22 protein-coding genes are annotated in these 21,529 nt (G+C 48.3%); 7 read left to right on the top strand and 15 right to left on the bottom strand.

Annotation, left to right across the window (positions count from 1 at the left end; translation table 11 throughout):
• Positions 1-97: 97 nt before the first annotated feature.
• Both FO441_RS03130 and FO441_RS03125 read right to left on the bottom strand, forming a co-directional pair.
• The gene (locus tag FO441_RS03130; protein WP_145285645.1) at positions 98-1,297 is read right to left on the bottom strand and encodes an AGE family epimerase/isomerase; all 1,200 of its coding nucleotides are present in this window, start codon (positions 1,295-1,297) and stop codon (positions 98-100) included.
• Between the two features lie 94 nt (positions 1,298-1,391).
• On the bottom strand, positions 1,392-2,270 hold the full coding sequence (locus tag FO441_RS03125; protein ID WP_145285642.1) for an SDR family oxidoreductase: 879 nt from the start codon (positions 2,268-2,270) through the stop codon (positions 1,392-1,394).
• 126 nt (positions 2,271-2,396) lie between these two features.
• Here FO441_RS03125 and FO441_RS03120 point away from each other — a divergent pair, with 126 nt between their 5' ends.
• The 5 genes from FO441_RS03120 (at position 2,397) to FO441_RS03100 (ending at position 5,729) form a co-directional block, all read left to right on the top strand.
• Entirely contained in the window at positions 2,397-2,894 is a 498-nt protein-coding gene (locus FO441_RS03120) for a GNAT family N-acetyltransferase (RefSeq protein WP_145285639.1), read from the top strand.
• Between the two features lie 64 nt (positions 2,895-2,958).
• Positions 2,959-3,354, top strand: coding sequence for a nuclear transport factor 2-like protein (locus tag FO441_RS03115; RefSeq protein WP_145285636.1), 396 nt, complete (start codon positions 2,959-2,961; stop codon positions 3,352-3,354).
• Positions 3,355-3,413: 59 nt separating this feature from the next.
• Positions 3,414-3,935, top strand: coding sequence for a GNAT family N-acetyltransferase (locus FO441_RS03110; RefSeq protein ID WP_145285633.1), 522 nt, complete (start codon positions 3,414-3,416; stop codon positions 3,933-3,935).
• Between the two features lie 155 nt (positions 3,936-4,090).
• Entirely contained in the window at positions 4,091-4,876 is a 786-nt protein-coding gene (locus FO441_RS03105; protein ID WP_186365452.1) for an SDR family NAD(P)-dependent oxidoreductase, read from the top strand.
• Between the two features lie 13 nt (positions 4,877-4,889).
• Positions 4,890-5,729: an aldo/keto reductase gene (locus FO441_RS03100; protein WP_145285630.1), complete on the top strand. Its 840-nt coding sequence runs from the start codon at positions 4,890-4,892 to the stop codon at positions 5,727-5,729.
• A 100-nt stretch (positions 5,730-5,829) separates the two neighbouring features.
• On the opposite strand, the gene FO441_RS03095 is transcribed toward FO441_RS03100, so the two are convergent.
• Positions 5,830-6,150 carry an antibiotic biosynthesis monooxygenase gene (locus FO441_RS03095; protein WP_145287317.1) on the bottom strand — a complete coding sequence of 107 codons (321 nt, stop codon included), beginning with the start codon at positions 6,148-6,150 and terminating at the stop codon, positions 5,830-5,832.
• 178 nt (positions 6,151-6,328) lie between these two features.
• Here FO441_RS03095 and FO441_RS12560 point away from each other — a divergent pair, with 178 nt between their 5' ends.
• Positions 6,329-6,496, top strand: a complete 168-nt coding sequence (locus FO441_RS12560) for a hypothetical protein (protein ID WP_186365451.1) — start codon at positions 6,329-6,331, stop codon at positions 6,494-6,496.
• Between the two features lie 279 nt (positions 6,497-6,775).
• On the opposite strand, the gene FO441_RS03090 is transcribed toward FO441_RS12560, so the two are convergent.
• The 8 genes from FO441_RS03090 to FO441_RS03055 form a co-directional block, all read right to left on the bottom strand.
• On the bottom strand, positions 6,776-7,393 hold the full coding sequence (locus tag FO441_RS03090; protein ID WP_145285627.1) for a LysE/ArgO family amino acid transporter: 618 nt from the start codon (positions 7,391-7,393) through the stop codon (positions 6,776-6,778).
• A 38-nt stretch (positions 7,394-7,431) separates the two neighbouring features.
• Positions 7,432-8,646, bottom strand: coding sequence for a multidrug effflux MFS transporter (locus FO441_RS03085; protein ID WP_425473444.1), 1,215 nt, complete (start codon positions 8,644-8,646; stop codon positions 7,432-7,434).
• A 191-nt stretch (positions 8,647-8,837) separates the two neighbouring features.
• Positions 8,838-9,188 (bottom strand): type II toxin-antitoxin system PemK/MazF family toxin, encoded by a 351-nt coding sequence (locus tag FO441_RS03080; protein ID WP_186365450.1) that lies wholly within the window; start codon positions 9,186-9,188, stop codon positions 8,838-8,840.
• Positions 9,189-9,263: 75 nt separating this feature from the next.
• Complete coding sequence (locus tag FO441_RS03075) at positions 9,264-9,536, bottom strand: AbrB/MazE/SpoVT family DNA-binding domain-containing protein (protein WP_145285621.1); 273 nt, start codon at positions 9,534-9,536, stop codon at positions 9,264-9,266.
• A 142-nt stretch (positions 9,537-9,678) separates the two neighbouring features.
• The gene (gene rbsK, locus FO441_RS03070; protein WP_145285619.1) at positions 9,679-10,554 is read right to left on the bottom strand and encodes a ribokinase; all 876 of its coding nucleotides are present in this window, start codon (positions 10,552-10,554) and stop codon (positions 9,679-9,681) included.
• A 1-nt stretch (position 10,555) separates the two neighbouring features.
• Complete coding sequence (locus FO441_RS03065; protein WP_145285616.1) at positions 10,556-11,497, bottom strand: nucleoside hydrolase; 942 nt, start codon at positions 11,495-11,497, stop codon at positions 10,556-10,558.
• Between the two features lie 18 nt (positions 11,498-11,515).
• On the bottom strand, positions 11,516-12,409 hold the full coding sequence (locus FO441_RS03060) for a cation diffusion facilitator family transporter (RefSeq protein WP_145285613.1): 894 nt from the start codon (positions 12,407-12,409) through the stop codon (positions 11,516-11,518).
• A gap of 155 nt (positions 12,410-12,564) precedes the next feature.
• Complete coding sequence (locus FO441_RS03055) at positions 12,565-13,752, bottom strand: Bcr/CflA family efflux MFS transporter (protein ID WP_145285610.1); 1,188 nt, start codon at positions 13,750-13,752, stop codon at positions 12,565-12,567.
• Between the two features lie 218 nt (positions 13,753-13,970).
• Here FO441_RS03055 and FO441_RS03050 point away from each other — a divergent pair, with 218 nt between their 5' ends.
• Positions 13,971-15,053 carry an AI-2E family transporter gene (locus tag FO441_RS03050; RefSeq protein ID WP_145285607.1) on the top strand — a complete coding sequence of 361 codons (1,083 nt, stop codon included), beginning with the start codon at positions 13,971-13,973 and terminating at the stop codon, positions 15,051-15,053.
• Between the two features lie 140 nt (positions 15,054-15,193).
• Here FO441_RS03050 and FO441_RS03045 read toward each other — a convergent pair whose 3' ends face one another.
• The 4 genes from FO441_RS03045 to FO441_RS03030 form a co-directional block, all read right to left on the bottom strand.
• Positions 15,194-15,730 carry an SCO family protein gene (locus FO441_RS03045; protein ID WP_237604592.1) on the bottom strand — a complete coding sequence of 179 codons (537 nt, stop codon included), beginning with the start codon at positions 15,728-15,730 and terminating at the stop codon, positions 15,194-15,196.
• Between the two features lie 199 nt (positions 15,731-15,929).
• The gene (locus FO441_RS03040) at positions 15,930-17,324 is read right to left on the bottom strand and encodes a DHA2 family efflux MFS transporter permease subunit (RefSeq protein WP_145285602.1); all 1,395 of its coding nucleotides are present in this window, start codon (positions 17,322-17,324) and stop codon (positions 15,930-15,932) included.
• A 33-nt stretch (positions 17,325-17,357) separates the two neighbouring features.
• Complete coding sequence (locus FO441_RS03035; protein WP_145285600.1) at positions 17,358-20,369, bottom strand: AAA family ATPase; 3,012 nt, start codon at positions 20,367-20,369, stop codon at positions 17,358-17,360.
• Positions 20,350-21,474, bottom strand: coding sequence for an exonuclease SbcCD subunit D (locus FO441_RS03030; RefSeq protein ID WP_145285597.1), 1,125 nt, complete (start codon positions 21,472-21,474; stop codon positions 20,350-20,352). The genes FO441_RS03035 and FO441_RS03030 overlap by 20 nt, the downstream gene beginning before the upstream one ends.
• Between the last annotated feature and the right edge of the window lie 55 nt (positions 21,475-21,529).

Here is a 21,529-nt window from a genome sequence, read left to right as displayed (position 1 = left end):
GGATTCAAGCACTTAAAAACGCCCTTCGGCCTGAGCACTTCTTTCAAGTGTTCAAGTTGAAGGGCGTTAATTTTCATCTGAAACTGTAATTTAGAGATTATCTGAATGCCAGTATCGACTGGTAGTACGCCGCCACCGGGTGATAGTCCGTTTTAGGCGGTTTTGTCTTCACATTGCTATAAGGTTTGTTCTGTCTGTTCAACAGCTTGTACCAGCCGCCGTGTTCGTGATCCATCAGGTATTCTGATGAATACTGGCACAGCTGATCGTAGACATCCCAGTAGAATGTTCTGTCTGTCTTTGCGGCCAGAAGTGAAGCGGCGGATATGGCTTCTGCCATCACCCAGTAGTTCTTGTCATCATCGATGACTTCCCTTTCCGGAGACAGTGCAAAAAGAATGCCGCCATGCTCGCTATCGTGGCCCAATTTCCAGCCCTTATGGAAAAGATCCTCGGAAGTTTCAAGCATCCATGGTTCCGAACGATGGCGATCGAGCCACATCAGAAGCTTGCTCCACTCGAGCTGGTGGCCGGGAACAAAACCATATGGCCGGAATTCATCTTTTGTATTGTTCTTATTGAACTCGAAGTCCGGCTGCCAATCCGGTGTGTAGTTCTCCCAGACCATGCCGCCTGAACGTTCTACAAGTTTTTTAGTAACCGACTCGGCCAGAGTATAGGCACGGTCGAGATATTTCTGTTCGCCGGTCGCTTCGTATGCCGTCAGCATGGCTTCACACAAGTGCATATTCGGATTCTGTCCGCGGTAGGAAGACAATGAGTGCCACCCGGCATCCCACTCATCCTTGTAGAGTGCGTGGTCCGGATCCCAGAAGTGTCTCTCCAGCACTTCGTAGACGTTATCCAGAATACTTTTAGCCTCCTCGATGCCCGCTTCATACGCGATAGCTGAAGCAAGCAGTGTAAAGGCATGCCCGTAGGCCATCTTCCGATCATCATTCACAGCAGTACCATCGAGTTCGAAGAAGTAGCCATTGTTATCATGATCCGTGTGATGTGCCTTCAGGAAGCGGATGCCGTGGCGCGCCGATTCAAGGCACCAGTCAGGACCACCGAGTATCGCCCCTATGCTGAAGATATAGATATAGCGGTTCGTCGCGACCAGATGCTTTGTCGTCGTATCATTTATTGTTCCGTCATTGAGGAAGCCGTTGATATACCCGCCCTTGTCATGATCGATGCAGGCGGGATAATAGAAATCAAGAATTTTGAATATCTGCTCTTTCAATTCGGCTTGGTCCCTGAAGTTTATAGCTTGGTTGTCTGCATGTTCCATAAGAATCTCCCTCCCGGAAAATAATAAAACCTGCAGAAAAGTGGTGTTTCACTCTTCTGCAGGCATGAATAACATTAAATTGTCCTGATATTGGTTATGAGGATGTGTACATGCCACCATTGATGTGGATGAACTGTCCAGTCATATAGGCGGAGCCTTCAGACGCAAGCAAAACATAAGGTTCAACATGGTCTGCAGGCTGACCAGGACGTCCAAGCGGTGAGGACACACCAAATGACTCCTGCATTTCCTTTGGCATCGTCGCTGGAATCAATGGCGTCCAGATCGGACCTGGTGCCACACCGTTTACACGGATGCCCTTGCTTGCGAGTTCCTGTGCCACAGAACGTACAAATGCAACAATGGCACCTTTAGTGGATGTATAGTCCACCAGTGATGGATTGCCGACATACGCATTGATGGAAGACGTATAGATCAGCGTATCGCCTGCCTGCATGTGTGGAATGGCCGCTTTTGTGAAGTGGACCATCGCAAAGAAGTTGACGTCGAATGTACGCTTCAGCTGCTCTGCACTGATGTCGACCACACTCTCCTTCACTTCCTGACGTGCAGCATTGTTGACCATGATGTTCAGTTTGCCGTGCTTCTGAACCACTTCCTCCACAACCTTGAAGCAGAATGACTCATCGGCGATATCACCGGCATGCAGAGTACAATTGACACCTTCCTGTTCAATGCGCGCCTTGGTCTTTTCAGCATCTTCATGTTCATCAAGATAGACGATCGCTACATGAGCGCCCTCTTTTGCGTAACCGATTGCCACCGCTCTGCCGATACCGCTATCACCACCGGTAATCAGTGCAACCTTATCCTTCAGCTTGCCGGAACCCACATGGCTCTCCAGTTCATATACCGGTTCAGGCGTCATTTCACTTTCCACTCCAGGCTGCCTATCCTGTGTCTGGGGTTCTACGCCATCGGACATGTATGTCTGTTTATCAAGCTCACTCATATGAATGCCTCCTAGTAGTTTTTATAGTCAGTCTTCTAGATACCACTCCGGGGAGATACTTAAACAGATATTTATATCTCAAAGTCTTTTACTTTATAATGATAGAGATGAAAGGAGATATGAAACATGCAGATCAGAGAAATTAATGAGATATATCATCACCAGGAGGAATTGTCTCATCTATTCCAGGAAGTGGTCGCTTCCGGCGCTTCCATGAACTATTTCCACCCGATGCACCACGAAACAGCAATGCGCTACTGGGCAGGTGTGCTGTCAGATCATCATCGGCTTTTTGTCGCAATACTGGATGGCAAGATTGCAGGTACTGTCCAGCTTCACCTGAGCGACAAGGAAAACGGACAGCATCGTGCAGAAGTCGCCAAACTGATGACCCATCCGGACTTCCAAAGGAAAGGTGTCGGAAAAGCACTGCTGCAGCATGCAGAAAAGATGGCCACAGAGGAAAACAGATGGCTGCTGATGCTGGACACTGAAAAAGGCAGTGCAGCAAATGCCCTCTACTTGTCTGAAGGTTATCAACTCATTGGCGAGGTTCCCGCCTATTCGCAAGATCCGTTCGGAAAGTACAAGGATGGGAATGTCTACTACAAGCTTTTGAAATGACTATTTTGAGCAGAAAATCATATGATAAGATGAAAGATTCTATTTCTACAGGAGGTTGGTTCAGATGAGCAGTTCCCGGAATAGGATGAAACTGATCATTCCAAAGGGGTGTGACAATGCTCCGAGAAAGCAGATAGTTATTGATTTTACATCCGCTCTATTGGAGCCAAATCATGAAATTGCTGAAGCTTACGCTCATGATTCTGTTGTATGGTATCAATTAAAAGTTGAACGAATAATAGAAGGTAGACGTTCATTGATTACTGCACTGCATGATGAAAATACAGTCACCATTGACTGTCTTGAGATCTATCAGGTCATCACTCACGGAAAATCCGCTTCAATCAATGGTCTGATTTCATATGCAGACGGTGCAAGAATCAATTTTTGTGATGTCTACGTGTTCAGCAATGGTGCAAAGTCCGGCAAAGTAAAGGAGATCAGGTCATATAGACTATAGATGTAAATGCAACTGCCGTTGCAAATTTCTGTTGAGTGAATATGGAAGGAGAAAATGAAATGAAGATCGAATCAAAGAGATTGAAGTTTCGCAGATACAAAAATGATGACTTTGACTTTCTGCTTTCATTATTAACCGATGCAGAAATGGTCAGGTACATTGGTGAGGGTCGGACAAGAAACAGAGAGGATGCCAAGAAATTTCTGGAGAGAATCCATTATATCTATGAACATGAACAGGGCTTGGGACTGATGATTCTGGAAGACAAGGAAACTGGTAGTCGGATTGGTCATGCGGGTCTGGTTCCCCAAACAGTCGGTGGCAGGAAGGAAGTCGAAATTGGATACTGGGTTTCCCGCGCCCATTGGGGAAAGGGGTATGCAACTGAAGCAGCAATAGCCCTGAGAGACCATGGATTTGATGTTCTTGACGAAAAAAGACTCATTGCGCTCATTCAGCCTGGAAACATTGCTTCTATAAAAGTAGCGGAAAAAGTCGGAATGGCTTTAGAGAAAAAGATAAGTTTTCATGGTCAAGACGTCCATCTGTATTCAATATCAGATCAGTACTTTTATTTTTAATACAGTGCACTGACTGGATATCTTTTCTAAAGAAAGTGAATGAGCCTCCCCCTCCTGCTCAAATATATGATTATTTCTTTATCCCCACTTCACAATGGGTAATACTAACTATGCCATTTGAGTTGCATAACAATCGCTTGTGAAGGAGTTTTATGATGACTGAAAATAAATTTGTAATGATTACCGGGTCCACTTCCGGCATCGGCTTTGAACTGGCAAAACTGTTTGCTAAGGATAAATACGATGTGGCGATGTCCGGCTCGAGTGAAAAAATCTACGAGTCTGCAAAGGAAATCGAAAAAATGGGTGTTGAAGCCTATCCGCTTCAGGCGGATGCTTCCACCTATGAGGGTGTAGAGGATTTCTGGAAGTTTGTCGAGGCCAAAAATCGTAAGCTCGATGCTGCTGTACTGAACGTCGGTGTCAGTCTGGGTGGTGCTTTTATGGATAACGATCTTGATGAAGAGCTTAAACTCATCGATATAAACATCTCCGGGACTGTCCATACGGCCAAACGGGTCGTCAATCATATGGTACCGAATGGTGCCGGAAACATTCTGATTGTCTCTTCACTCTCTGCTACACTGCCTACGCCATATGAAACGGTATATGGTCCTTCGAAAGCGTTCGGGTTCATGTTTGCCGAGGCGCTAAGAGAGGAACTTAAAGATACAGGCGTCAACGTGACCGCCATGCTGCCTGGGGCAACGAATACAGACTTTCACCACAATGCAGGCATGGATTCCACCTACTTCGGTGACGACAGCATCAAGAACGACAAGAAAGAAGTGGCCAGACAGGGATATGAAGCGCTTATGAACGGTCTGGACCATGTCATCTGTGGAGATGAAGAAACGAAGCAGCAGGCAGAGGAAAATAGGAAAACATCTGAGCCCGTCAAGGCAGCAAACCACGCCAAGAAAGCCAAACCTCAGGAATAAGGAGAGAAAAACCATGAATACAGTTGAATTTCACAATGGCAATACAATGCCCCAAGTCGGACTTGGAGTCTTCAGAGTAGAAGATGGAGAAGGATGCAGGGATGCCGTCGCACATGCCATCACAAACGGCTATCGCAGCATCGACACAGCAATGATATACGGCAACGAAGAAAGCGTTGGTGAAGGCATCAAGGAAGGGATGAAGCATGCAGATATCGAGCGTTCCGATCTGTTCATCACTTCCAAGCTGTGGATTGATGATTTCGGTCGTGACAATGTGGAGGAAGCGTACAACACCTCACTTGAGAAACTCGATCTCGACTATCTGGACCTTTACCTCATACACTGGCCCGGAACCGATGAAGAACTGATGATTGAAACATGGCATGAGATGGAGCACCTTTTCAATAATGACAAGGTCAAGAATATCGGTGTCAGCAACTTCAATATATCCCACCTTGAGAGACTGTTGCAGAAAACGGATGTTAAACCGGTCATCAATCAGGTCGAGTACCACCCCCACCTGGTTCAGAACGACCTGAAACTTTATCTGGAGTCCCGCAAGATCATCATGGAATCCTGGTCACCACTGATGAATGCAAAGATTCTTGACGATGAAACCATCAATGAGATTGCGAAAGAAGTCGGCAAGACACCCGCTCAGGTCGTCATCCGCTGGAATATCGAAAATGGTCTCGTCACCATTCCGAAATCCGTGACTCCTGAAAGAATCGAAGAGAATATCGATGTGTTCGACTTCAGCCTGACTGATGCACAAGTCAAGCGCATCAACGCTTTGAACAAGGACCAGCGCATCGGTTCAGACCCTGCCACTTTTAACGGAAGAAAATAGAATTATGCCTGCAAAGCGGATGTCCAGTCCGCCTTGCAGGCATTTTTCATATACAAAAAGCAGACGCTCAACGCCTGCTTATTATGTAGCCTTCGCCTATTCAGTTCCGTGCTTCCTTCACAGCCTGGACGGTATAGAATGTCACTTTCTGATCGATGATGTGATCCGGCTTCGCCTGTCCACGTTTCGCCTTATGTCCGGCAATATGGGCATCGCTCTTCTCCCACTGCTTCCACTTTTCCTCCGATTCCCAGCGGACCAGTGCAATCACCGTCTCCTCACCTTTTCTCGGCTTGCTGGTCATCGCAATGATATCAATAAACCCTTCCTGCTCCTCGATGATGCCCGGCTTGTTGAACTGCTCGACCATCTGATCGGCAAATCCTTCTTTGACTGTCATTTTTCTATGCATGATGAACATGATCATCGCTCCACTCCTGATTGATACCTCCATTCTAATTGATAATGTTTATCAATGCCAATCAGACCCCTTGATATGGTTTAGGTATAGTAAACTCTGCAAACAATATAGTAATAGGATAGAATAGTACATATACATAGCACCGTGAACTTATACTAGTATGAAAGGAGATGCATTCGTGGGAATCATTGAACAGAAAAGCCTGATGGGAATAATTATCGTTCAGCTTCTGCTGATCGGATTTCTGAACTTTATTACACTCAGAAAGATCAGCATTTTGAACAGCAAGTATACTGGCCTGAAGGAAGAGTACAATCAGCTATTTGAAGACAGAAATAATCTATAATAAATATCAACATAGCAATACCGCACACATGACTGTTCATGTGTGCGGTATTTTTGTCATAAGCTATAAAATAAAAAAGATGGTTCTGAGAACGATATAGAAGACAAGGAAACCTAGCAATGCTCGAGAGTACTCTTTCTTACCTTCTTTATGAAATTTCACTATACCGAAGATGAGGAATGCGGGCAGGACTATGTAACCGACCAGAACATGATTGAATATGAAATCGAGCACTTTTGAATCCCCTTTTCAATTATGTGTGAATTCTCTTTCACTCTCCTACTGGAACAGTACCACAATATTCTTAACGATGATACATGCAACGAACAGAATGATGATGCTCGATATTTTATTCAGCATGACGAGATATCTACCGCTCGTATCGATTCTGCCGACTGCTTTGCCTGCGATGGCCAGACCGATGAACCATATCCATGATATGCATATGGTCGTCAGTGTGAAGGCGACTTTGTCAACTCCGCTGTAGGCAGTGGCACTTGTTCCGATGACACCGACAATATCCATGATGGCGTGCGGATTCAGGATGGAAACGGAGAATGCAAAGCTGATCTGCTTGAATGGGCCCATGGTGGCATGTGCATCCATATTTCCCGGCTTCTCATGCCAGAGCGACCAGGCCATGTAGAGAAGAAACGCCAGCCCGATTATGAAAAGGACAAGCTGCAGCGTTGGAAATGACAGCAGAATGACGGATACGCCGAGTACCGCCAGTGTAATCAGAGTGGTATCGCAAAGGCCTGCGGTGATGACGACAGGCAGTGTCTTTCTGAAACTCTGGTGATTTGCACCCTGATTGAATATGAAAACGTTCTGTGCACCGAGAGGCAGGATCAGTCCCAGTGCCAGTATGAATCCGTGTATGATTGCTTCAAACATCTATATGCCTCCTGCAGGTCAAGCTTTAATGGATGAAACTATATTTGCTGACCATTTTTCTTCACTCTGATACCAATATTGAAAATGATCAGGGCAACCGTACTGCATAGGAAGATGACCAGTCCCATCGGCCAGGCAACCTGTTCACCTGCCAGTCCTACCAGCGGCGAAACAAGTGCACCACCGATGAAAGGCAGCAGTCCAAGCAGAGCCGACGCGCTGCCCGCAGATTTTTTCTGATTCTGCATCCCCATGGAAAATGCCGTGGTAGATACGAGACCCACGCTGGAAACGACGAGGAACAGCACAAGAATCATGACCATCAGTGGCAAGTCGAATACGATGACTGCGACCAGCCCAATGCTTCCGAAAAAGGAGACAAGTACACCAATAAGAAGAATTCTTGATTGCGGCATGGAGCCGGCCAGTCTTCCTGCCAGTTGGGCAGCGACGATGATACCCACTCCATTCAAAGCGAAGATGAGTGAGAACTGCTGAGGAGAAACGTCATATATATTCTGCAGCACGAATGGTGAACCGGCTATGTAGGCGAACATACTCGACATGATCAGTGCCTGAATGAATGCGATGGCCATGAAGGTCCGGTCCTTGAACAGCACATCGAAAGTCTTTACAACTGCAAAGACGTCCCCTTCAGACCGGTTTTCCGGATGCAGTGTCTCATCGAACAGCAATGCGACAGCAACAAGCAGCAGCAGTCCAATGGCTCCGATGATCAGGAAAACGACAGGCCAGGAACCGAAATTCAAAACGAATCCGCCGGAGATTGGTGCCAGTATGGGTGCCGCGCCGTTGACCAGTGCCAACAGCGCAAACGCTTTGGTCAGATCCTTGCCTGCATACATATCACGTGCCGCCGCCCTCGCGATGACGATGCCTGCAGCGCCCGTAAAGCCTTGAATGAACCTCAAGGAGATGAATACCCAGATATTATCGGTAAACGCACAGAATACCGACACCAGAGCATAGGCAGCCAATGTGTACAGCAATGGTCTTTTTCTGCCCTTTATATCACTGAGCGGACCGAATATGAGCTGGCCAACCGCCAGTCCGATAAGACAGGCCGTCAGGCTCAGCTGTGCCAAGGAGGCAGTCGTATCAAGGTCAGTCGTTACAATCGGCAATGCAGGAAGATACATGTCCATCGATAGCGGTCCGATCGCTGTAAGCGTACCAAGCAGGACGATGACCCAGAACTTGCGGGACTTTTCTTCGTGGTTCACATTCATGATTTCATCTCTTCTTCCGTTCAATAATAAAAACCAGTATATCACTGGTTTATGGGACTGACTATGATTGAACATCCGAAAATTGAATGTACTTGGAACGAGAAATGATATCTCACGCTTTAAACGCTATGTCATCATATGCATCACTCCAATGATAAGGCTGGAGCGCATTCAAGGCGTAGTATAAATTAAGGTTACGGTCCGATATATGTAATGGCATCGATAATCCGCTTGCAGTCTTCAAGCAGTTCTCTTTCGGCTTCATCTGTCAACCTCGCGCTCCTGGCCGCCGGATCAATCGTTTTAATTTTTTCACAAAGTACATAACCAGTCGTTTTGTTGTTCTTCGTTCTCCCGTTGACAGCAACATGAGTTGGATAATTTTTGTTCGTGTTCGTAATCGGCAGAACCCAGATCAGGTCTGTGTGTCTATGTACATTTTCTTCTGAGACCACAATTGCAGGCCGATAGCCTTGCTGCTCGTGTCCTTTCGCAGGTGACATATTGATTTTTATAATATCTCCGGCCTTGAAATACTTTGTCATATTCATCCCTCCAAAAATAAAGTCTGTACTCTTTTAATACAAGTTGAGTACAGACGCATCATTTTAAAAGATAGATTACCATTCTTCTTTTCCGATTGGTTCCGCTTCATCCCAAAGAGGTTCTGTTTCAGTTTTTTCACCGTCGTATCCGACAAATAGCTTCTGAAACGGTGTCAGTTTGTTCTTTGGAACCAGCGAAATGCGATTGGGCTCGACTTCCACTTCAAGCACCGTATCTTTTTCATCGAACCCTGCTTCTTTCAGAACTTCACGCGTGAGTCTGACGCCTTGGCTATTGCCCCAAGGGCGGATTCTAGCTTCGCGATGACCAATCTTTGCCTTATGCATACTGATCAACTCCCCGAGCATATTTATGATACTACAAGTATATCCCATGTATATACGTTTATCAATAGATGGCACTTGCCTGTTTATATCCTGGATCGACCGGACGTAGATTGACCGGTAGCTGAGAATTAGTCGTATTGCCCTAGTAATCCTTCACTTCTTTTCTTTCGGGCATGCCACTCTGTGCGCCGAGCTTCTGTATGGAGAGTGAGGCTGCTTTGTTTGCGAATGCTATCGCTTCATCCACCGTCCTGCCCTCAGCGAGGGCCACGGCGAGTGCACCATTGAATGTATCACCGGCACCTGTCGTGTCCGCCACTTCCACTTTGTGTGCTGGTACGGTGACCGGTTTGCCATTTTGATAGAAGATGGCGCCTTTTGCGCCATTTGTAATGATGAGCTTATCATGAAATTTCGGGAGACTACTGCCATCAAAGCCAAACAGTGCTTCTGCCTCGTGATCATTCGGAGTGATATAGGCCGCTTTCTCCCAATACTTGTCCCCAAGCTTCATGGCTGGTGCGGGATTGATAATGACCGGTACACTGTGACTGCTGCACAGTTCCAGTATGTATTCGATAGTGGATTGGGGAATCTCGAACTGGATGAGCACATAATCACTCGCTTGAATCTGTTTTGTGAACCTGTCGATATATTCAGTGTCCACTCTATTGTTCGCACCTGCAATGATGATGATCCGGTTGTCGTTATCACAAACGATGATATTGGCGAGGCCGGATGATATACCTGCTTCCACTATTACAGATTGCGTATCCACACCCTGCGACTCAAGGTTTTCCTGAAGTGTATATCCAAATGGATCATTCCCCACTTTGCCGATCATATGTACTTCTGCCCCGAGTCTGGCGGCAGCGACTGCCTGGTTGGCCCCTTTGCCACCAGGCAATGTTTTGAAGCTTTCTCCTCTGATGGTCTCCCCCTGTGCAGGCATTTCATCCGCAACAGTGACAAGATCCATATTGATACTGCCGATAACAGTGATCTTTGGATTTCCCATCCTACGCCACCTCACCATATGATTCGAGTACTGCTTCGAAAAGATCCCAGAATGCTTCCTGATCCACCTGATACGCAAAGTGTGTATTCGGGATTCTACCTGTTACACCAAGCAGGTCCACCGCTGTTGCACCGTAAGTGAACTCGCCTTTTGTCTCCACCGCCAGATGCACATGCTTGAAGTCGAAGAGTTCCGGCTTCAGCAGATACATGGTCGTACATGCGTCATGGATCGGGCCCCCTTCAAAGCCGAAGTGGTCTTCGTACATATCCCCAAAGAAGACGAGCAGTTCGGAAACGAACTTTCCAACCCGATTGTCCACTTTGGACAGCCGCTGCTGGATGTCTTTCGTCGCAATGACCTGGTGAGTCACATCCAGCCCGAACATGGTGACATGGATGCCGCTTTCGAATACGAACTTTGCCGCTTCAGCGTCGACATAAATGTTGAATTCGGCGGCCGGTGTCCAGTTGCCGAACGTGCCGCCGCCCATCAGTACAATCTCTTCTATCTTATGCTTTATTTCCGGCGCTTTATGCAGGGCCAGCGCAATGTTTGTCAGCGGTCCTGTCGGTACAAGCGTCACTTTTCCTTCCGACTGTAAGATCTGCTCCACGATGAAATCTACCGCATGTCCATCGTCCACCCTGCTCTTCGGGTTCGGCAGCACTGGACCGTCCATCCCCGAATCCCCATGGATTTCCGTTGCTATTTCACTTTTCCTGACAAGCGGCCTCTCGGCTCCCTGCACTACGGGTACATCGAGTCCAAGCAGGTCTTTGACCTTCAGGGCATTGGTTGTATTCTTCTGTACTTCCACGTTTCCCGCCACCGTCGTGATGCCGAGAATCTCAAGATTGCTCATTTTTGAAGCGGCAATGATGATCGAAATGGCATCATCATGCCCCGGGTCACAGTCCAGAATCACTTTTCTTGCTGTCATAATACACATCTCCTGTTATCAGTATGGATTGACGTGAACATTCACATCTTTGACTTCCTCGTGGTTGCTGAGCAGTGTCTGCTTGACTATACGCGCAATATGATGCCCTTCTTCAACAGTGATATCCGCATCTACACTGATTTTGATATCAATGATGACATAGGAACCGTGTGAACGTGCAATGAGACGATCGATCTGCCTCACCTTGTCGATATTGGTGACTGTCTCCCGCATCACGCGCGTCTCCTCATCATTCAGCACAACCTCCAGGCTGACGCTGACTGCTTCTTTGGCGAGCTGATAGCCCATATACATGATGATCAATGCAATGACGGCACTCGCAACCGGGTCCAGATAGCCGAGATATGGAATGCCGAAAGTGGCGCCGATGAGGGACAGCCCGATACCGACCAGAGCGACAACAGATGAAATGGCGTCCGAGCGGTGATGCCAGGCATCCGCAATCAGCGCAGGGCTTTTTATTTTAGTACCCAACCTGAATTTATACTGGAACAAAGCTTCCTTCACTACAATGGAGAAAATGATGATATAAAGTGCAATCATCGATGTATTGTTTTCCACATTTCCTTCAAGCACTGACAGTATGGCATTATAGATGATTTCAAAGCCAACAATGACAAGCAGAATCGCCACGATGAGTGTCGCCACATTCTCAGACTTCCCGTGACCGTATGGATGCTCCGTGTCCGGCGGTTTCTGCGCAGCACGGATGCCGACCAGTACCGCAACCGAACTCACGACGTCCGACGCAGAGTGCACCGCATCCGCAATCAGCGCCCGGCTGTTGCCGAGAATCCCACCGACTGTCTTCAATATTGCCAGCAGCAGATTGACACCGATGCCGATCATCGTCGCAATCTGTGCCTTCTTATATCTATTGCTATTGCTCATGTTTCAGCCCTCTTTTATATGAGTTTTCAATTCATTCTAACAGTGTTCCCGAAATTATTGAACAGAAAGCGTCTGTGGAAGTAAAAGGTGACCTTCAAATATCACATTGAACAAAGAAGAAGAGGAAGTCTGATCGACTTCCCCTTTCCTATTTCCTATTCAGTCAACTTGAAAAATGCGATCAGCCCGATGGATGAAGTAACGAACAGTATTGCTCCCATTGGAACTGCAGATGCTTCATTGATACCTGCGAGAGGGGAAAATACAGCACCCAGCAATAGCGGCAGCATGCCGAGAACCGCACTCGCACTGCCAGCCTGCCGGCCTTGCTGGGCCATGCCGAGTGTGAACGTACTTGTGAGTGTCATGCCCATCGTCGTCATATAGATGAAGATCAGTATGACAATCGCTGCCAGTGGCCCTTCAATAATGGTCATGATGAGCAGCAGGAAGGTTGCACAGACTGCAGTGATGACGGCAGTTTTGAGCAGCTGCTTCTCATGGATGATGCCACCCAGCCGGCCGATGATGAAACTGCCGATGATGATGGCCAGCCCATTTATGCCAAACAGTATGCTGAAAGTCTGAGGAGAGACGCCGTAGATTTCCTGATAGACAAATGGCGTGCCGGAAACATAGGCGAAGCTGCCGCCGTGAACGAATCCGACGATGACTGCATAGCCGATGAATGTACGGTCGGTAAACAGGCTACCCATTGTACGGATGGATGCTTTAGTTGAACGTGGAATGCGCTTCTCAGGTGGCAATGTCTCCTTGAGCCCCACGCCCACAATGATGACAATGATCACTCCAAGAATGGCCAGGAACAGAAATATGGTATGCCAGCTGGCAAAAGGCAGCAGCAGTATCGCTCCCCCTGCAATCGGCGCAGCCATCGGTGCAATCGCGTTGATGACCATGAGAAGTGAAAAGAATTTCGACAGCTCCCTGCCGCTGAATACATCACGCACCACAGCACGGGACAGCACCACTCCGGCTGAAGCTGTGAAACCTTGTAGAAATCTCGCTGCAATCAGTACATATATATTCGGTGACAGTGCACAAAATAATGATGACACCACAAATAATGATGTGTATACGATCAGCGGCTTCTTCCTGCCGTCCGAATCACTGATGGGCCCTATGATAACCTGGCCAAAAGCAAGCCCGAGCAGGCATGCCGTCAGGCTGACCTGTACTAGTGATGGACTCGTGCCGAGATCCTGTGCAATATCCGGAAAACTCGGGAGATACATATCAATATTGAGCGGCCCCATGATGGCAAGCAGTCCTAGAAGTAAAGCAAGTCCCAGCCGTTTTTTCCCGGTGGGATTATGTAGGATTGAATCCTGATTGATCTGATTGATATGACCACCTCCGAACTCATTCTATGCCAAGTGGGCTCGAGACACAATAAGGAAGATTTATTGCTTGAAATAAATGCGATAGTTTTCCGGCTCTGCCTCCCTATCTCGGACAACTGTAATTCCATTGAATTATTATCATCTCTAAATATCATAAGGTCATCAGGGTATACAATGTAGAAGGAAGGAGTGTTTGAATGACACATAAAGTCTGGTTTCGATCAGCTGTCGCTATTATTTTCTTATTATTAATCATCCGTTTGTTTATTGATGTTCAAGAGATATTCTCTCCAATCGTTGTGATTGCACAGACCATCTTTCTCCCGCTGCTGATTGGCGGGGTACTTTTCTATCTGACAAGGCCTGTACTGTATTTTCTGGAGAGAAAAGGATTTCCCAAATGGACGGCCATACTGCTTATTTTTGTAATGCTGGGCGCAATCATCTGGCTGGCCTACATCCTTATTGCACCCATTGTTTCCAGTCAGATCAATTCTTTAGTGAATAATGCGCCACAAATCATCAGAAATGCTGAAGAGTATGGACGATCTCTCCTGAGTCAGCGTGAACACTTGCCGAATTCCATACAGCAGCAGGCGAATAATCTGACCGGACAATTCTCCGACCGCGCTTCCAGCGTTGGCTCATGGATTGCAACGTTCCTGTCGGGACTGTTCTCTGGAATACTTACCCTTATTCTCGTCCCTTTCTTCCTGGTCTACATTCTGATCGACCACCACAAGTTCGCGCCGTTCGTCACCCATTTCTTCACTGGAGAAAGACGCACATGGCTGCGTAAAACTCTGCATGATGTGGATGAAACGCTGAAGTCCTATATCGTCGGACAACTGTTTGTCAGTCTATGTGTCGGTATCATGCTGCTGATCGGCTACCTGATCATCGGACTTGACTATGCAATCCTGCTGGCCCTTGTCGGTGTGGCAACCAATGTAATACCATTTCTTGGCCCCTATCTTGCGGTCGTCCCTGCAATTATAGTCGCCCTGGTGCAAGATCCGGTCATGGCTCTGTACGTGGCTCTGATCATGCTCATCGCACAGCAGATTGAAGGGAACCTGATTACACCCAACATCATGGGCAACGCATTGAACGTCCACCCTCTGACAGTCATCACAATAATACTCGCTGCCGGTAATATTGCAGGAATCTGGGGCATCATACTCGCAGTTCCATTCTATGCAGTATTGAAAACCATCGTGACCAACATCTACTCGAAACGGAAGGAAATCACACAGCGGGCAAGAGAAGATCTCTACTGATGGAAACAGATATATTAATGGCACAGTTCAGACTAACTGTGCCATTTTTATTTCGGTATCATCGGCGATATGTCAGAGGCTTCACTGATATCCAAATAAAAGTACCAGACCCTGCATTCAGGATCTGGTACTATTCCGTGCTATTTCGGTTCATTTTCAACGAGTGTCTCCACGTCGGAGACAATTTCATCGAGAGCGAACTCGGTATCACCGGTATCGACGCCGGAATAGTCCTTGATGATCTTGCCGTTCTGATCGATCAGATAGAAGCTGATGCCATGGGTCACCTGGTTGCTGCCTTCTGGTGGCGGTGCCACGATGGTCTTGAAGTTGCTTTCTGCAAAGTTTCTGATGAAATCATAGTCATATCCGGTCACCATCTGCCATTCTGTTGATTCCGGTACATCGTAGTATGAAAGATAATCCGTCAGCACTTCCGGTGAATCGGTTTTCGGATCGACTGAAAAGCTGATGACGCCGTAATCCTCAATTCCTTTTTCTTCAAGCGTGTTGACCACCTGTGTCATATTTGCCGTCATCGGCGGACATACGGTGGCGCAATTGGTGAATATGAAATCCAGCAGCCATACTTTGCCTTCCATGTCTGCCTTCGTAAATGTTTCTCCATTCTGATTGGTCACTTCAAAATCATCGATTGTATTCCCGTAACGGGACATGACTTCGACTCCGGAGGAGTTACATGCTGATAATGCCAATGCTAGAACAAAAACTATGGAAATTAACTTCCTCATTCAAAACCCTCCGATTAATCTTTGAATTTAACTATATCAAATAAATTATGGAGGACAATAAGAAAAAAGGCATATTTTGTGAAAAGAGTATGGCGTATTTATTTCTATCGTGTGATCGAAGGTTTTAATTCTGCTCTTTCATGAACAAAGTCAGTACCAGTCCCACGCCGGCCATCACTGCCGAAAAGACGAAGGACATGTTTACACCTGTAATCTCTTCTGATACAGATGGCGCACCTGAAGACAGGTTCAGTGCCACTCCGGTCATGATGGTGACCATGACGGCGGTGAAGATAGAACCACCGATCTGCCGCATCGTGTTGTTCATGGCGGTCCCGTCCGGAATGAGATCGTCATGCAGTGCATTCATCGCAAAAGTGGTCAGCGGCATCAGTGTCAATCCCGTTCCGAGCAGTCTGAAGGTGTAGACGACGGCCAGATAGGTGAAGGTCGTCTCCTGGTTCAGGAAGGACATCAGAATGGAAGTGACAAGGATGAGTGCCATGCCGAGGAATGTCAGAATCCGTATGCCGAACTTGTCGAACAGCACACCGGCGATCGGCATGGTTACACCCATGATCAGTGCCCCGGGCAGCAGCGCGAGTCCGGACTCGAATGGTGTGTAGTCGAGCATGTCCTGCATGAGTACAGGCAGAATGTTGTTGGCACTGACCATGGACGTGAAGACGATGACGCCGACCAGCGAGCTGATGAGGAAGTACCGGTTTTTGAATACACTCATCTCGAGAATCGGCTGGTCGAGCCCGAGCTGGCGTCTTGTAAAGATGAACACCAGGATCATGCCGGCAATGATGGACAGGAGGACAAGCGGGTCACCCCACCCTCTCGTGCCGGCCACGGAGAAGCCATAGAGCAGACCACCGAAACCGAGCGTGGATAGCACGATTGAAGAGATATCCACTTTCGGGTCTGTCTGATGCGTGACGTTGCGCATTGAAAAGTAGGCCAGAATGAAGTTCGCGAGTACGAGCGGCAGCACGATCAGAAACAGTGTGCGCCATGGCCAGAAGCCGACGATGTATCCGGCGAGCGGCGGACCGATTGCCGGTGCCACACCGATGACCAGACCATAGTACCCCATTGCCCGTCCCCGCTGCTCCAGTGGAAACTGGGTCAGCAGGATGACCTGCGTCAGCGGCATCATGATGCCGGCTGCAATCCCCTGCAGGATTCTGCCACCGAGCAGCACGGGATAGATGGGTGCCACAGCGGCAAGTACTGTACCCATAATGAAAATCGCCATACCCAGCAAGTACAGACGCCTGGATGTGAATTTATGGATTAGGAATGCCGATACCGGAATCATGATGCCATTGACGAGAAAGAATCCTGTCGTCAGCCACTGTGCTGTGCTGAATAGAATGCCGAAAGCTTCCATGATCGGCGGCACGACAGTGACAAGCAGCATCTGGTTGAGCAGGACAAGAAACGATCCCATCATCAATGTGGCGATCAGTACCGACTTCTGGCTCGGCCTATAGGCCATTCTAATTTGCATCGTCTCACTACTTCCCCATGGTTCCCCATTGTTTTATTTGAAACGCGCTGTACTGCGTTCGTTGACTGCACTGACTTCGAGGATGTTCTCCATCCGTTCCTTCAGTTCCTCGACATGCGAGATGATGCCGACCATCTTGCCGCTCGTCTGCAGCTCGATCAGCGTATTCACAGCCATATCGAGTGTCTCGGGATCGAGCGTCCCGAACCCTTCATCAATCAGCATCGTGTCGAGGCTGATGCCGCCGGATTCCTGCTGCAGCGCTTCATTCATCGCAAGCGCCAGCGTCAGTGCCGCCTGGAACGATTCCCCGCCGGACAGTGAAGTGATGTGGCGGGAGCGGTTGTTGTAGAAGTCGAACACTTCGATATCAAGGCCTGTCTTGCGGTTGCTTCTGTTCGTGCTGCGTCTCAGTTCATAGCGGTGGTTCGTCATTTCAAGCAGTCTGGTGTTGGCTATCTCGAGTATGCGGTCGAGATAGTATGTGAGCACATAGCGCTCGAGCGACACTTTCTGCTCGTTCCTGCCGGATACGGCGTCGACCAGTTCGATCAGCGACTGGATCTCACCCAGTGCCGCTTCATAATCAGCAATCAGCTTGCGGATGGCATCCTCTGTCCTGCTGTTATGCTCTAGCTGGGCTTCGAGCCGCGCTTTCTGATTCGTCAGCGTCTCACTGTGTGCGGTCAGCTGTTCAATTTCTTTCTGCTCTCCTGTGGTATCCTGCAGCGACTCTGTTTCCAGTGTTTCCTCCAATGCATGCTGTCTTGTCTCAAGCAGTGCCTTCTGGCTGTGATGCTCCTTGACCGTCTGCTCCATGGAATGAATGTCCGAACGTTCAAGCAGTGTGAGCATCTGTTCCCGGTCACTCTTCATCCTGTCTGCAAATGCATCGATCTCAGGTGACAGTGTCCTGAGCTGTCCAGTGACTTCATCCAGCTGTTTCTGAAGATAGGACTGCTTTTCCTCGAGCCGTGATTTCTGCTCCCGATATTCAAGATGCCCCTGTTCATTCTCTTTGACCTGGGCCTTATAGTCTTCCAGTGACCGCTGGCATTTATGATGCATTTCGGCGAATGTCCTGTAGTCATCATAGCTTGTCTGCGACTTGAATTCCGATAGAAGCGACTCGGCATGGCTGAGCGCGTGATCAATATTATTCTCTTCAAGCCTGTTGTCATTCAGTTTCCTGTTCAGTTCACTCTGCTGTCTTTCGAGTTGCTGCCGCGCTTCAAACCGCTGCTTCTCTGCCTCGATACGCCGCTTCAGATTCAGCTGCTGCCGTCTGAACGTCTCAAGCAGAGCGTTCAGTGCATCCATGTTTTGGCGTACTTTATCATCGAGCAGTGCATCGACGACATCGAGACGTCTGACTTTGCTGCCTCTATCAGCACTTAGTGCCTCGAGGTCCGCTTCAAACGCCTTGAACGCCGCCTCATCCGCTTCAGACAAATACGTATGTGCTTTCGGCAAAGTCTGTACTGTCTGCTGGCATACCGGGCATGGTGTACCAACTTCAAGATGTCCGATCAGATGCTCAATATGGGCACCATCCTCAGCAGAATAAAGACTTTTCAGTGCATCCCGCTTTGCCTGGCGTTCAGACTCGATGCGTGCATGCTGCCGGTCGATTTCCTCGATGTCAGCCGTCAGAGCGGCGTGTTCGGCGTCATACTGACCCAGTTCATGCTCTGTACTGATGGCCTGTTCGAGTGCGGATATTTCGTTGTCGATCACGTAGCGTTCCTGATTCATCCTTTCGGACTGTTCACGATTCCATCGATCCGAACCGAGATTTTCTCCAATGGTTTCAAGTTCTATGGAAATTCCATCATTCTCTTCATTGATTTCCGACTTGCGGGCTTTTAATGACACAATCGTCTCATTGATATTTTCCATCTCTTCATTATGCATGAACCGCTCTGTCCTATTCAGCCACGTCTCTGCCCGCCTGTAGAAGTCATCCTTCTCCTGCAGTGCTTCCCGCTTCTTATCGAGTTCTTCGAGTGCTGACTCAATGCCTGATGACTGTGTTTTCAGTTCTGCCAGTTCACTCTCAGTCCGTGATCTATGCATTTCTGCGTTCGACTCGGTGCGCAGTTTATATTCCATCTCCTTGACGGCACGATAGCTTTCTATTTCCGCTTCGAGCGACTGGATGCGGGAGGCGTCACTTTCAAGTGATGCCAGACTGGTTCTGACCTTCTCCACTTCTTCAATCCGAGTGTTGTTCTCTTCCTTCTGCTTGAGCAGACCTTTCAGCGTATCGAGCCGTTCCTTATTTGTGCCGAGTGCCTGGTCGACCTCCGTCTTCCTTTTTCCGATGATCGCCTGGATCTTGTCGATGGTCTCCATCCTTTTAGTGAAAGTCGGGAATTTGACCTCGAGCAGTTCAGCCACTTCCGGATGCTCCTCGCCAGTAATGGTATTGAAGCGTTCGGCAATCTTCGTCTCCACCATCTCACTGCCCTTGAGCTTCTCCTTCTTCAGTTCGTTCAGTTTGTGCTCGAACTTGACGAAGCGCTCGGTCCGGAACAGTGTCCTCAGTATCTCCTGCTTCTGTTCGCTTGAAGAGGTCAAAAGCCTTTTGAATTCGCCCTGCGGCAGAATCAGAATCTGTCTGAACTGGTCGGCATTCAGCTGGAGTATTTCAAGAATCATCGACTTCACACCATTGATGCTGCCTTCAAGCACTTCCCCATCTGCATCATAGAGCACCGCCTTCGGCGGCACAGGTGTCTTTCTGCCCGCCTTCTGATAGGACAGCGTCCGCTCGATGGTGTACCTTCTGCCCCTGATTTCAAAGGACAGGCGGATGCTGCTGATGTCATCGTCCGTCGCAAACTGGCTTCTGACCGATCCTTCGGCCCGGTCGCTCGTCGACAGTGTGCCATAAAGTGCATAGGTGATGGCATCGAATATCATCGTCTTGCCCGACCCCGTGCGACCGCTGATCAGAAACATGCTGTCGGATACATCATCAAAATCTATGGTCTGGTTCTCGAAAGGACCGAAGTACTGCATCCTAATCTGTATCGGCTTCATCTGCATCACCTTTGAAATAAGTATTGAATATTTCCCGCTGGTATTCCGTCAGCGGTTCCCCGTTCACGTTCTCGATGAACGATTCGAAGATCTCCCGGTCACTCGATTGGTGCGCATCGACTGCTGTCACTGCATGCTCGCGCTTTTCGACGAGCGGGCGCAGCTCCATGACATTCGGGTAGATCATCTTGAGCTTTGCCATCGGGTCATTGATATGGCTCATTCCGGACAGTTCGAATTTGAAGTAGGCCGACTTGTCTAGGAATGCCACCTTTTCATTGATGACATCTTCGAATGTACCATGGTAGTGGACGAGATCCCGCTGCTGCTGCAGCGGAATAAACCTGCATTTCGTCCCTGCGTCCGTGTCCACCATGCGGAAGCCTTTCGGCTGCTTCGCTTCGGAAAATGAATACTTCAGAAGCGACCCGCTGTAGAATATGCGCTCGTGTGTGATCGCAAACGGATGGTGCAGATGGCCAAGCATGACAAGGTCGAATGCTTCGAAAAGGTCCGCCCCGACCTCTTCCGACAGTCCGATGGACAGCGGACGCTCGGAGTCGGATGCCTTGCCGTCCGAGATGAACATATGGCCGACCAGTACATTATAGGCATCCTTGTCCATGACTTCGGCAATCTCTTTGGTAATCCGTCTGTACACATCATGATGGGACCGGATTGTGTCATCATCAAAGAACACCTTTGCCTCGAGCACATCCATATGGGGCACCATATAGAAATGATGATCATCGATCACTACAGGTGCCGTTATGTCTTCAAGTGATGTCCGCATATGATAGTTGCTTTTTTCAAACCAGTAGCTGCCGTAGTCGAGCCGTGAGCGGCTGTCATGATTGCCGCTGATGGCGAGCACCGGTATGCCTTTTTCTATATTGATCTTATAGAGATACTCGTTGACGAGCTTCAGCGCCGACTGGGAAGGGTTGCTCCGGTCGAATACATCCCCTGCCACGACGACCAGGTCGATAGATGCCTCATCCATATGTTCGAGCATCTGGTCCAGCATATGCCGCTGATCCTCCAGAAGATCGACGCCGTTGAGTCGTTTTCCGATATGCCAGTCACCAGTATGTATAATTTTCATTTAAACCACCTCATTGAATCGATTATACAAGAAAAACCACCCCCAAGTAAATTTG

It is taken from the genome of Salinicoccus cyprini (assembly GCF_007713705.1).
GTDB classification, from domain to species: Bacteria; Bacillota; Bacilli; order Staphylococcales; family Salinicoccaceae; genus Salinicoccus; species Salinicoccus cyprini.
The sequence above is the reverse complement of the archived record's forward strand: the minus strand, read 5'-3'. Positions and strand labels throughout refer to the sequence as shown.

Coding starts and splice junctions, on each gene's coding strand:
- FO441_RS03100 (WP_145285630.1), top strand. CDS start 4,890: ATGAATACAGTTGAATTTCACAATGGCAATACAATGCCCCAAGTCGGA.
- FO441_RS03045 (WP_237604592.1), bottom strand. CDS start 15,730: ATGTCCCGTTACGGGAATACAATCGATGATTTTGAAGTGACCAATCAG.
- FO441_RS03105 (WP_186365452.1), top strand. CDS start 4,091: ATGACTGAAAATAAATTTGTAATGATTACCGGGTCCACTTCCGGCATC.
- rbsK (WP_145285619.1), bottom strand. CDS start 10,554: ATGGGAAATCCAAAGATCACTGTTATCGGCAGTATCAATATGGATCTT.
- FO441_RS03065 (WP_145285616.1), bottom strand. CDS start 11,497: ATGACAGCAAGAAAAGTGATTCTGGACTGTGACCCGGGGCATGATGAT.
- FO441_RS03075 (WP_145285621.1), bottom strand. CDS start 9,536: ATGCATAAGGCAAAGATTGGTCATCGCGAAGCTAGAATCCGCCCTTGG.
- FO441_RS03060 (WP_145285613.1), bottom strand. CDS start 12,409: ATGAGCAATAGCAATAGATATAAGAAGGCACAGATTGCGACGATGATC.
- FO441_RS03090 (WP_145285627.1), bottom strand. CDS start 7,393: ATGTTTGAAGCAATCATACACGGATTCATACTGGCACTGGGACTGATC.
- FO441_RS03095 (WP_145287317.1), bottom strand. CDS start 6,150: ATGTTCATCATGCATAGAAAAATGACAGTCAAAGAAGGATTTGCCGAT.
- FO441_RS03130 (WP_145285645.1), bottom strand. CDS start 1,297: ATGGAACATGCAGACAACCAAGCTATAAACTTCAGGGACCAAGCCGAA.
- FO441_RS03030 (WP_145285597.1), bottom strand. CDS start 21,474: ATGAAAATTATACATACTGGTGACTGGCATATCGGAAAACGACTCAAC.
- FO441_RS03110 (WP_145285633.1), top strand. CDS start 3,414: ATGAAGATCGAATCAAAGAGATTGAAGTTTCGCAGATACAAAAATGAT.
- FO441_RS03035 (WP_145285600.1), bottom strand. CDS start 20,369: ATGAAGCCGATACAGATTAGGATGCAGTACTTCGGTCCTTTCGAGAAC.
- FO441_RS03080 (WP_186365450.1), bottom strand. CDS start 9,188: ATGACAAAGTATTTCAAGGCCGGAGATATTATAAAAATCAATATGTCA.
- FO441_RS03050 (WP_145285607.1), top strand. CDS start 13,971: ATGACACATAAAGTCTGGTTTCGATCAGCTGTCGCTATTATTTTCTTA.
- FO441_RS03115 (WP_145285636.1), top strand. CDS start 2,959: ATGAGCAGTTCCCGGAATAGGATGAAACTGATCATTCCAAAGGGGTGT.
- FO441_RS03040 (WP_145285602.1), bottom strand. CDS start 17,324: ATGCAAATTAGAATGGCCTATAGGCCGAGCCAGAAGTCGGTACTGATC.
- FO441_RS03125 (WP_145285642.1), bottom strand. CDS start 2,270: ATGAGTGAGCTTGATAAACAGACATACATGTCCGATGGCGTAGAACCC.
- FO441_RS03120 (WP_145285639.1), top strand. CDS start 2,397: ATGCAGATCAGAGAAATTAATGAGATATATCATCACCAGGAGGAATTG.